Source organism: Bartonella florencae (genome assembly GCF_000312525.1).
In the GTDB taxonomy this organism is placed as follows: Bacteria; Pseudomonadota; Alphaproteobacteria; order Rhizobiales; family Rhizobiaceae; genus Bartonella; species Bartonella florencae.
Map to the genome: position 1 here is coordinate 100,404 of NZ_HE997454.1, position 12,210 is coordinate 112,613.

9 protein-coding genes are annotated in these 12,210 nt (G+C 37.3%); 6 read left to right on the top strand and 3 right to left on the bottom strand.

Features of this window, described 5'->3' with window-relative positions:
* Positions 1–204: 204 nt before the first annotated feature.
* From BN202_RS07180 to BN202_RS07195, 4 genes are all read left to right on the top strand, one after another.
* On the top strand, positions 205–1,194 hold the full coding sequence (locus BN202_RS07180) for an asparaginase (RefSeq protein ID WP_019219952.1): 990 nt from the start codon (positions 205–207) through the stop codon (positions 1,192–1,194).
* Positions 1,195–1,348: 154 nt separating this feature from the next.
* Entirely contained in the window at positions 1,349–2,293 is a 945-nt protein-coding gene (gene coaA / locus BN202_RS07185; protein ID WP_244426433.1) for a type I pantothenate kinase, read from the top strand.
* A 13-nt stretch (positions 2,294–2,306) separates the two neighbouring features.
* Positions 2,307–3,680 carry a leucyl aminopeptidase family protein gene (locus BN202_RS07190; protein WP_034987761.1) on the top strand — a complete coding sequence of 458 codons (1,374 nt, stop codon included), beginning with the start codon at positions 2,307–2,309 and terminating at the stop codon, positions 3,678–3,680.
* A gap of 151 nt (positions 3,681–3,831) precedes the next feature.
* Complete coding sequence (locus BN202_RS07195) at positions 3,832–4,698, top strand: C40 family peptidase (RefSeq protein ID WP_019219955.1); 867 nt, start codon at positions 3,832–3,834, stop codon at positions 4,696–4,698.
* 969 nt (positions 4,699–5,667) lie between these two features.
* Here BN202_RS07195 and mutT read toward each other — a convergent pair.
* The 3 genes from mutT to BN202_RS07210 all read right to left on the bottom strand — a co-directional run bounded on the left by mutT (position 5,668) and on the right by BN202_RS07210 (position 8,532).
* On the bottom strand, positions 5,668–6,084 hold the full coding sequence (gene mutT, locus BN202_RS07200) for an 8-oxo-dGTP diphosphatase MutT (RefSeq protein ID WP_019219956.1): 417 nt from the start codon (positions 6,082–6,084) through the stop codon (positions 5,668–5,670).
* A 129-nt stretch (positions 6,085–6,213) separates the two neighbouring features.
* Positions 6,214–7,446: a bifunctional glutamate N-acetyltransferase/amino-acid acetyltransferase ArgJ gene (gene argJ / locus BN202_RS07205; protein WP_019219957.1), complete on the bottom strand. Its 1,233-nt coding sequence runs from the start codon at positions 7,444–7,446 to the stop codon at positions 6,214–6,216.
* 132 nt (positions 7,447–7,578) lie between these two features.
* Positions 7,579–8,532 (bottom strand): peptidylprolyl isomerase, encoded by a 954-nt coding sequence (locus BN202_RS07210; RefSeq protein ID WP_019219958.1) that lies wholly within the window; start codon positions 8,530–8,532, stop codon positions 7,579–7,581.
* Positions 8,533–8,909: 377 nt separating this feature from the next.
* Here BN202_RS07210 and secA point away from each other — a divergent pair, with 377 nt between their 5' ends.
* Both secA and BN202_RS07220 read left to right on the top strand, forming a co-directional pair.
* Positions 8,910–11,627 carry a preprotein translocase subunit SecA gene (gene secA, locus BN202_RS07215; RefSeq protein ID WP_019219959.1) on the top strand — a complete coding sequence of 906 codons (2,718 nt, stop codon included), beginning with the start codon at positions 8,910–8,912 and terminating at the stop codon, positions 11,625–11,627.
* On the top strand, positions 11,566–12,063 hold the full coding sequence (locus BN202_RS07220; protein ID WP_034987767.1) for a Fur family transcriptional regulator: 498 nt from the start codon (positions 11,566–11,568) through the stop codon (positions 12,061–12,063). Before secA ends, BN202_RS07220 begins: the two co-directional genes overlap by 62 nt.
* The last annotated feature ends 147 nt before the right edge of the window (positions 12,064–12,210 follow it).

The following is a 12,210-nucleotide window of genomic DNA, read 5'->3' on the forward strand; positions in this document are numbered from 1 at the left end:
TGACTTCTCTTCTTTTTAATATTGATTTCTTTCCATCAAATGTAAAATCTAATCATTATTGTCCCTATTTAAGAACATATATTGCAAAACACAATAATTTAGCACAATTCAATTTGTTAAAGTAAAAAATGATTGCATTGTTATCGATGCAAATTGTTGTTAAATAGCTTTTAAAAACATTTTGCGTCTTCTAAGGGAAAAATGATGAAAAAAATAGCTATAGGAACATTGGGAGGAACAATTGCAATGACTGCTGACAATTTTGGCCAAATGCAACCGACATTGACATCAGAGGTCCTTATTAAAAGTGTTCCTGATTTAAATGATGTTGCTCATATTCACACACAAACACTCACACAATTGCCGAGTGGTTCTTTATCTTTTAAAATTCTTTTTGAGATCATAAAATGGGCAAAACAACAAATAAAGGCTGGTGCTGAAGGTGTTGTTTTAACCCAAGGCACTGATACACTAGAAGAAACCGCATTTTTTCTTTCCCTTTATTGGGATCGAGAAGAACCGCTTATTATCACTGGTGCTATGCGCATACCCCATGAAGCAGGTGCTGATGGACCGGCAAATGTTTTAGCAGCAACGCGTGTTGCAGCTCATCCCCAAAGTCGTAACAGAGGTGTTCTCGTTGTAATTAACGATACTATTCACTCACCTTATTGGGTTCAGAAAAACCATACTGTCAAAATTGAGACATTCCAATCAGGATTGACAGGTGTTTTAGGTAGTCTTTTGGAAGGAAGGCTGATTTATTTTAATGATCGAAATTTTTTCCCTAAAATATTCGATCTTCCCCAAAATTATGATCACCAAGTTGCACTCCTATACTCCTCTTTATCCTCTGACACAGAATTGATGAAATTCTGCCTTGAAAGTGGATATTATGCTGGACTTGTCATTGCCGGCTTTGGATCAGGACATTGTAGTTTTGAAGAAGCAGACATTGTGCGACAATATACACAAAAAATGCCCATTATTATCGCGAGCCGTGCTTGTACTGGCTCAACAACCCGCACAACTTATGGCTATAAAGGTTCAGAAGTTGATTTGATTGCTTCTGGTGCTCTCATGTCTGGTTATTTATCAGCAGTAAAAGCGCGTTTACTTTTATGGGCTTTTTTGGCACAAGGATATTCATTAGCACAAATCAAGACGCAATGGAATAACTGGACTATAAGCTAACGAAAGATTATTTATTATTTCAAAAAATAAGAACATGCAAAACAGCGCGTCTTGTTTCTTAATCAATTGCTTTGGCAAAAAAGATCTCGATTGAATACAAATGATTGATATGATTCTCTCACAAATTGACCAAAAAAATAACTTGGTCAAATCTATTTCTGATCGATACTCACCTTATCGCGTCTTTACTGCACAAGAATGGTCAGAATTTCGTGCGGATACACCTCTGACTTTGACCTTTGATGAAATTAAACGTTTACGCTCAATTGATGATCCAATTGATCTTGAAGAAGTGCAACGCATTTATCTTTCCTTATCGCGTCTACTCTCATGTCATGTTGAAGCAGTACAAGAACTTTTTCACAAGCGTCAACAATTTTTACATCAAGAAGGAATGCGAAAAACGCCTTTTATCATTGGTATTGCTGGCTCTGTCGCGGTGGGAAAATCAACTACTGCTCGTATTCTGCAAGAACTTTTGAAACGTTGGGCATCTAATCTGAAAGTTGATTTAATTACAACAGATGGTTTTCTCTATCCGAATGCTGTCTTACAGAAAAAAAATCGTATGAATCGTAAAGGTTTCCCAGATTCTTATGATATCAAAAAATTGCTGAATTTTCTTTCTGCTATAAAAGCTGGTATTGGCAATGTTAGCGCTCCACTTTATTCGCATATGACCTATGATGTTCTGGAAAATCAAACCATTACCATTGACCATCCTGATATCTTAATTATTGAAGGTATTAATGTCCTGCAAGTCAGTGACCTTCCTAAAGACGGAAAAATTATTCCTTTTGTTTCAGACTTTTTTGATTTCTCAATTTATGTAGATGCTGAAACAGAAGTCATTCGACACTGGTATTTAGAACGTTTTAAACGTTTGCGTAAAACATCTTTTCAAAATCCTGAATCTTATTTTCATCGTTATGCACTCCTGTGTGAAAAGGAATCCTTAAAAATCGCTGAAAATATCTGGCAAACGATTAATTTAAAAAATTTACAAGAAAACATATTACCAACACGACCACGGTCCAATCTCATTCTACGAAAGGGAAAAAATCATTTGGTCGAGTATGTCGCACTTAGACGACTATAAGGATCTCATAACTATGCACCAGAACTCCATTCATTTTAGCTCAATACGTACCGATAACAGTTGCCCTATCATCTTAGTAAACCAAAGAAATCTTGCTAACTTATCACTTGATGCATCAACAAAAGCATGGATGAAAGTTCATGATTTCACTGGCAAAGAAGGACAGATACTCTTTGTTCCTCACGAGACAGGGCATTTGAAAAAAGTTTTTTTTGGACTTGGCAATGGTGATGAAGCTTTTATCACAGGGCTTCTCGCTAAAAAGCTTCCCGCTGGTCAATGGCATTTAGAAGGAGAAGCTTCTCATGAAATGAACACTTATCTCGGATTAGCATTTGGAAGTTATCAATTTAATCGTTATCGCCAAAACTCTCCCTCCAAAACATTGTCTATCTATGTTAATGATACAGTTGATTTTGATGAGCTTCAAAGAATTTATGAAACTGTCTTTTTTGTCCGTGATCTTATCAATATTCCAGCCAATGATATGAATCCTGATACTCTCGAGAAAGAAGCACGCCAATTGGCAAAAACTTATGGTGCTGATATCAAAAGTATTTGTGGAGATGATCTCTTAACACATAATTTTCCTATGATCCATGCTGTAGGACGTGCTAGCAGCACCGCACCACGACTCATTGAACTGCACTGGGGCCAAGAAAATCACCCTAAAATAACATTGGTTGGTAAAGGTGTAACCTTCGATACTGGAGGACTCGATATTAAGTCAGTCAATAACATGTCACTCATGAAAAAAGACATGGGAGGTGGAGCACATGTTTTGGGATTGGCTAAACTTATTATGGATGCCAAATTACCTTTTCGTCTACGTGTTTTAATACCAGCTGTTGAAAATGCAATTTCTGCAAATGCTTATAGGCCAGGTGATATTCTCAAAAGTCGTAAAGGTTTAAGTGTTGAAGTTGGCAATACAGATGCTGAAGGACGACTTGTCCTTGCCGATGCACTTGCCTATGCTGATGAAGAAAGTCCACAATTTATGCTTTGTATGGCAACTTTAACGGGAGCAGCGCGTATAGCATTAGGACCAGATCTTCCGGCATTTTATTGTAATAATGCAATATGGGCACAACAAATTTCTCAATCTGCTCACTCTGTTTGCGATCCTCTTTGGCAAATGCCGCTTTGGAAACCCTACTTGGAAATGTTATCATCGCCAATTGCTGATTTGAACAATATAACTGGAAATACCTTTGCTGGTTCTATAGTTGCTGCTTTATTTCTTAACTCTTTTGTTGAAAAAACCAAATATTTTGCGCATTTTGATCTCTATGGGTGGATTCCAAAAGAAAAACCAGGTTTTCCTACTGGTGGATCTGCACAAACTATTCGTGCTCTTTATAATCTTTTTAAAAACCAAAATTAGACACAAAATTTCCACAAATATAGATAATTTTGAAGTTTCAGAAGAATTGTCTTATAACTTTAATTACGTTTTGTGTTTTATTTAAAGATGAGAAGTTCTGCCTGTACAATTGTTGTGGGCCTGTTTAAAGATAAAAATGGAAGGTAAATGAATGATCTCCATAGATCCGCGATTAAATGCATTCAGAGAAGATCTAGCAGACAAACGTCTTGAAAAAGAAATTACAGCACGGCGCTTTGTGGAAGGTGAAAAAAGACGTGTTAATGTGCCTGTCGCTGGACTGTTTAAAGAAAACAATAAAAAAAGTGAAAGACAAACAGAGTGCTTATTGGGGGAAGAACTACTCATCTTTGAACAAGGAGAAGTGATGTCGTGGGGACAATCCCTCAAAGATGATTATGTTGGCTATATTGATACAACAGCCCTTTGTACATCAGCTGTCACACAAACACATATTGTTTCAGTACCACGTACTTTTCAATATTTTCAAGCTGATTTGCGTGGGCCAATGGAATATCCTTTATCCATGGGAAGTAAAGTAACTGTTGTTGATAAAGTTGAAGTCCGTGAAACCATGTATTCTATACTTGAAGACGGAAAAGCAATCATTAGCAATCATCTTAGTCCTATTGAGCACGTGTATAAAGATTATGTCGCCGTTGCTGAAATGTTTATCCGCACGCCTTACCTTTGGGGTGGAACCAGTGGTTTTGGGCTTGATTGCTCAGGAATTATCCAACTTTCTATGATGATGACCGGTCAAAGGGTTTTACGCGATACTGACATGCAGCAGAAAACTATAGGACATCAACTCTCAGACAGTGATGAACTTCAACGGGGTGATTTGATTTTTTGGAAAGGTCATGCTGCCATTATGGTTGATGATAAAAATATCATTCATGCAAATGGCTTTTCTATGGATGTTATAATCGAACCACTTGAAGAAGTAATTTCGCGCATTGCTGAAAAATATCAACGATATCCTATAGAAAAACGCCGACCAACACCCAAAACGTAAGTTGTATTCTAATACGAGTACAATTAACAAATATTTCTACTGTTATGTTTTTTCATGGAGCCTGAATCCTTTAAAAATAATGATATGGATAAAAGAAAGCTGTTGATCTTATGGGAGCGAGAAACATTTTTATAAAATTATTTATGTCAAGAAGAGTTTATAACTCGATTTCTTGTTAAAGGTTATATTCAGTATTCACGTATTACTTTTGGTAGGAGATATATTTATAAAGAGATCGGAATTATTGTTAGAATTCATCGCTTCCTTCTTATTCAGCTCCATAGCTTTTAAAAATATGCAGAGCAATATCTTTTAAAAGCTATAGAATTTTTACAGTGCCTTATGTCTTTGTTTCTCTGGTTCTTTTACAAGATCTAAGGTCTTCATAATGAATGTTCTCATATCATTATATTGCCTTCTTATATACTTAACTAAAATCTCTTATATTGCATCAATCGAAAATCATTTACTTGTAAACTATAAACGAAGTTAACGGGTGTTTATAAAAACCATTAACATGACTCTTATAAATGCTCTCAAATGTAAAAGCTATTGCAGTATTTTGCACTCGTAAATAATATGATGGTGTAGGCTTGCGGCTTCATAAGTATAAAAATGATATTATTCTATGGATTTTATGTTATATTTTCCACAAACGTAATCGTGAGATGCGCTCGGAAGTATTGAAAAATATTTCTTTAAACGCGCCTGAGTGTGTAACATAATAACATTCTGCAACACTCTATTTTGTATGAGAAGTATAGCTCTATTCAAAAAAAACCAATAAATAAAAGTATGAAGTGTTGTGCAATATCGATTATTTAAAGGATACTGCTGTGGCTATTTTTGAACACCTTAAAGCTGAATTAAAAAGAGATACAAAAGTTTGTACAACACCCTAACGAACAAGCAGCTCATTACAGAAAAAAGATATTTTTTATTTGTAAAGAATATTTTCTTTCTAAAAATTCATTTAAAAAGAAAATTTTTCAAGAGTTGAACCAACGGTTTATCAGCATCAGGCATAGGATATTTCTCAAGATCACCAATAAAAACCCATTTTAAATTTTGCCCTTCTCGTCCTTGAGCAACACCTTCATAATGGCGACAAAGATATAATGGCATTAGGAGATGAAATGTTTCGTAGCTATGGCTTGCAAATGTTAAGGGCCGTAAATTACCTGCCTGAACATGAATACCAAGCTCTTCTTCTAATTCGCGAATTAATGATGCTTCTGGAGTTTCGCCTTGTTCAACCTTTCCACCAGGAAACTCCCATAAACCAGCGAATGATTTTCCTTGAGGGCGTTCTGTAAGCAAAACGCGATTATCTTGATCTAATAATGCACACGCAACAACAAGAAGAAGTAAACTTTTTGTACACATACCACTCTCCAAACAGGATAAAGATAACCATCTCTTCCCTATTACTCTTTATCAAAATAAAAGTGCTAAAATACTCCCTGCTCTCTCCCAGATATACAGATATCTGATGTCAAATTTATGATATATTCGTTAACTTCTGTAATCGCCATTGATCATAACGTATTCCTTCGTCAAATCGCAAGACCAAACTGTCGCCTTACCAGCGCCCAAACCAATATCAACACGAATTGCAATGTGCTTACCTCGCATATAAGCGGCTATTGTCTTTTCGCAATATTCAGGATCTCGTTCACCATTGGCAGCTAAGCGATATTCCCCAAACCAAATCGTCAACAGATCACGGTCTACTTCAACACCTGCCTTGCCAACGGCCATTACTACACGTCCCCAGTTAGCATCTTCACCAGCAATAGCCGTTTTTACAAGAGGCGAATTTGCAATTGACAGGGCGATAGTTTTCGCAGCATTGTCTGTTGTTGCACCACTCACATTCACTTCAATTAAATGGCGAGCACCTTCTCCATCACAGACAACTTGTAACGCAAGCTCATGCAAAAGCGTACACAAATGCTTTGAGAATACCTCATAACGCGGATCCGTTTTCTGTGTAAGGGGAGGAAAGCTTTCTTTTCCTGTCGCAAACATCATGACTGTGTCTGATGTTGAGGTATCACTATCAACAGTAATAGAATTGAAAGAGCCCTGAACCGCCTCTGATAACATTGATTGCAGTATATCCGAAGAAATTCCTGCATCACTTACAACAAAAGAAAGCATCGTTGCCATATCTGGTGCGATCATACCAGCACCTTTTGCAATGCCATTAATGGTCACAATCTCTCCCCCGCAATCAAATCTGCGCGTAGCAAGTTTTGGAAATGTATCAGTCGTCATAATGGCTTTTGCAGCCTTTAACCAATGCCCTTCTTCTGCTGTTTCCAGCATATTTGGTAAAAGACTTACAATAGACGATGCATCCATTGGCTCACCAATAACACCTGTAGAAGCTATAAAAATTTCATTTTCTCTTACCTTCAAAGCACTTGCCGCTGCACAAACGATTTCATTAGCCGTATGCCTTCCTTTACGTCCCGTAAAAGCATTTGCATTCCCAGAATTAACAACAATCCCCCTCGCAACCCCGTGAGGAAGCGATGATCGACAATGTTCTACAGGAGCAGATGGACATTTTGAGCGCGTAAAAACACCCGCCACACTTGCCGGCTTATCAAATATGATAAAAAGAAGATCTGGACGACCTTTGTATTTAATCCCAGCTTCAGCTGTTGCTATTCGTACACCAGATAATGGCGGAAGCTCCTGTATGTTTTGCGGAGACAAAGGAGATATTTTTAAAACCACACTATGCTTTCCATAAAAACAAATAAAATAATTGCAGATAAATAATCTTTCATAAAATAACTGCTAGGCTTTTTGAACAAAAATCATCTCTCAAATCACCTAGCAAAAATATTATCTACCTACTCCCCTTTGCTACTCCGTATCTTCTTCGTCTGGTGTTCCATCCGAAAGCGGTGTTCCGTTTTGATTAAGAGATTGCATGAGTTTTATTACATTAGAATCAGGATATTTCACATCCATTTTGCTACGTAAATCAACAATCAATTTTTGATAGCGCTCTTTTATTAGCTGTGTACGCAACATCTCTTTAACATCATCAAATGCAGGAGGTTGTTTTACACGACGGTCTTCTAGTTTGATAATATGCCAACCAAAAGGACTTTCAACGGGATCTTTCGTATATTCACCAACTTTCAAGCCAAATGCAGCATCCTCAAAAGACTTAACCATTTGACCATGGCTAAAATAGCCAAGATCCCCTCCCACAGCAGCAGAACCATCTGTTGACGTCTTTTTTGCAATCTCTTCAAAATTTTCCTTCTTATTTAAACGTTTAATGATAGCTTCTGCCTCTTTTTTCGTTTTCACCAAAATATGACGCGCTTTAATCTCATCCTCTTTGGGTAAAGCAGCAACTTCCTTTTTGTAAAGAGCTTCCAAATCATTATCCGAAATCTGATCAACAATTGTCTGTTTAAAATAAAGCTGCTGAAGGACATTATCGCGCATAACTGCCATACGTTTATCATAAGCCTCAGTCTTATCGATACCCTTACTCTTTGCTTCTTTAGCAAGTGCCTGCATATCTAAATAAGCTTTTAAAACCATTATACGGCGTTGTTCATCAGGAAAACGTACTAAACTAGGATTTATTTCAAGCGCTAACTCATCCAATTGTCCTGCGGTAATATCCTTCCCATCAATAACGGCCATAACATGAGAGGGAGAAACTGCCTTTTCCGAAGCTTTCTCCAAAGTCTTTAAATCACTTGACGGTGAATTCAAATTTTCTTGAGCTATTACGCCTAAACTCGTACTCGTCAATAAGGCTGATGTCAAAAACAGCGTGATAAAGTTGAATTTCATAAATATACTCCTTAAAAATGAAGGCAGGTTCAAGATTCTAATTTTCTTTGACTGTAACAGTTTAATCTCTAAACAAAGATAAATAAATCAGTAATTTTATTTTAAAAAGCATAAATTTATCCTTTTATCTTCGTTTATTTCACCCTATCTAATGCTCATGGGAAATATGATAATAGAGAAAATGACATACCTAAAGTTGACACGATGCACTTCGCCTCTTATCTCTACTCTATAATCAAAGTGAAAAATTGCACATCCACAAGTATAATGGTATCACTTGCTTCCAATTATATTAAACACCTTGAGGGATGCAAAATATGGGGATAGCATATGAATGACCTAATAATAGTGGCAAAAATTAAAAGAAAGGGCCAGAGATGGTCAATTTAGGTGTATTTGCACGTAAATTTTTTGGTTCAGCTCATGAGAGACGTCTCAAAGTTCTTCGCCAAAAAGTTATCAAAATTAATGCATTAGAAGAACAATTTGTGAAATTAAGTGATGCACAGCTCTGCCAAAAAACTGACGAGTTTCGTAAACGTCTCGCTGCAGGTGAGACCGTTGACTCGCTCTTACCAGAGGCTTTTGCAACAGTTCGTGAAGCAGCAAAACGTGTTTATGATATGCGCCCTTTTGATGTACAGCTTATTGGTGGAATGGTGCTTCATGACTGTGGTATTGCTGAAATGCGCACTGGTGAAGGTAAAACATTGATGGCAACTTTGCCAATTTACCTCAATGCATTGGAAGGAAAAGGTGTTCATGTCGTAACAGTAAACGATTATCTTGCTAGTCGTGATGCTGAAACAATGGGAAAAATCTTTGGTTTTCTGGGACTCACAACAGGTGTGATTCTTCATGATCTTGATAATGATGCCCGCCGAGCAGCTTATGCATGCGACATCACCTACGCAACAAATAATGAATTAGGCTTTGATTATCTGCGCGATAATATGACCTTTGATCGTAATCAAATGGTTCAACGGGGACATCATTATGCAATTGTTGATGAAGTTGATTCGATTCTCATTGATGAAGCACGTACCCCTCTTATCATTTCTGGTCCTCTAGAAGATCGTACTGACTTCTATAACCTTATTGATACATTTATTCCTGCATTAACTCCAGAAGATTATGAGATAGACGAAAAACAAAAAACAACAACCTTTACTGAAGTTGGTACTGAAAAAATTGAAAAAATGCTCGAACAAGCCGACTATCTTAAAGGTGAAAGTCTTTACGATATAGAAAATGTTGCTATCGTTCACCATGTCAATAACGCCCTTAAAGCGCATAAACTGTTTGTCCGTGACAAGGATTACATTGTACGCAATGATGAAATTGTTATCATTGACGAATTCACAGGTCGTATGATGCCAGGACGGCGTTATTCTGAAGGGCTTCATCAAGCTCTGGAAGCTAAAGAACATGTCGCTATTCAACCAGAAAATCAGACACTCGCTTCTATCACTTTCCAAAATTATTTCCGTATGTATAGGAAATTGTCTGGGATGACTGGAACTGCTACAACAGAAGCTGAAGAATTCAATAATATTTATGGTCTTGAGGTTGTAGAAATCCCCACCAACTTGCCTATTCAGCGTCTTGATGAAGATGATGAAATTTATCGAACAGCAGAAGAAAAATATCGTGCTATTGTACGTGATATCCGTCAAGCACATGAAAAAGGACAACCTATTCTTGTTGGAACAACATCCATTGAAAAGTCAGAACAATTAGCAGAGCGTTTACGAAAAGAAGGCATTACCGATTTTAGAGTTTTAAATGCCCGCTATCACGAACAAGAAGCCTACATTATTGCTCAAGCAGGGGTTCCTGGAGCTCTCACTATCGCAACTAATATGGCTGGTCGTGGTACTGATATACAGCTTGGCGGTAATGTTGAAATGCGTATCAAACAAGAATTACAGGATCTGCCAGATGGAGCAGAGCGGACTGAAAAAATTGAAGAAATAAAAAAAGATGTCAAGAAACTTAAAGAAAAAGCATTAGCTGCTGGTGGTCTTTACGTCATCGCTACTGAACGCCATGAGAGTCGTCGTATTGATAACCAGCTGCGTGGCCGCTCTGGTCGCCAAGGTGATCCTGGTCGCTCAAAATTCTTTCTTTCTCTTCAAGATGATCTCATGCGTATCTTCGGTTCTAACCGTATGGATGGTATGCTGCAAAAACTTGGATTAAAAGAAAATGAAGCTATTACCCATCCATGGATTAATAAAGCTCTTGAAAAAGCGCAGAAAAAAGTCGAGGCACGAAATTTTGAAATCCGTAAAAATTTATTAAAATACGATGATGTCATGAATGACCAACGCAAGGTTATTTTTGAACAGCGTATGGAAGTGATGAATGCGGATGATTTGACAGAAATGATCCTTGAAATGCGTCATGAAGTGGTTGAAGATCTTGTGGAAACCTACATCCCATCTGGAACATATTCTGAAAAATGGAATGTGAAAGCTTTACAAGAGGAAATTCTCCAACTCTTCAATCTTGAACTTCCAATCGAGACATGGGCAAAAGAAGATGGAATTGCCGAAGAACAGATTTTAGAACGCGTATCAGATGCTGTTACAAAACTTGAAAACGAACGTACTGAACGCTACACTCCAGAAGTTATGGCTTATTTTCATAAGGCAATATTACTTGAAACTATTGACACGTTATGGCGTGAACATCTGGTTAGTTTAGACCATTTGCGTTCTGTGGTTGGTTTTCGTGGCTATGCACAAAGAGATCCACTTAACGAATATAAAACAGAGTCATTTGAACTTTTTCAGAACATGCTGAGAAATTTACGCAGAATCGTGACTTCTAAACTCATGCGTTTTGAAATTATTCAACAACCCACAGAACCACTCATGCCTGAACAGCTGGATGCCGATAACTCTTTCTCCCATGATCAAGGAGAAGAAAATACTCCTACCCTGTGGGCACGAACACAGGAAAATAGAATTGTTAACCCGAAAGACCGTGATCCTAACGATGTAACGACATGGGGAAAAGTTGGACGCAATGAGCGTTGCCCCTGTGGTTCAGAGAAAAAATACAAACATTGTCATGGTGCCTTCGTTTGAAAAAACAATGAGCAAGATGAATAAAAAGCGAAATTATGAGCAAGAATTACGCACCGCAGGTTTAAGAGTAACACGTCAGAGGCGCATTATTCTTGATATTTTGACTGAAACAAAAGACCATCCCAATGCGTTTGAAATTTTTCAGCGTGCTCACAAAATAGATTCGAGTATTTCGCTCTCTACTGTTTATAGAACAATGAAAATATTAGAAGGAAACGGAACAATTCATCGCCATAGCTTTAGTGGTGGGCCCTCTCGTTTTGAGCAAGCAGATGGGCAACACCATGATCACCTCATTGATGTGGAAACAGGGCAAGTTATCGAATTTCATTCTGATATCATCGAAAAGTTGCAAGAAGAAATTGCTAAATCGCTTGGCTATGATATTATTCATCATCGCCTTGAACTTTACGGAAAAAAAACAACTCTTGAGTAGCTGATCTCATATATGTCATCAAAAAAATGCTTTATAAAAACGAGATTTTCTATAAGTTTAATTAAAAAAATTATAGTTTTCATTGGCAAGTAAGTTTTTCTGCTTTATTACCCGATTTTATCTGATGCTATAAGGCAATCAATTGTT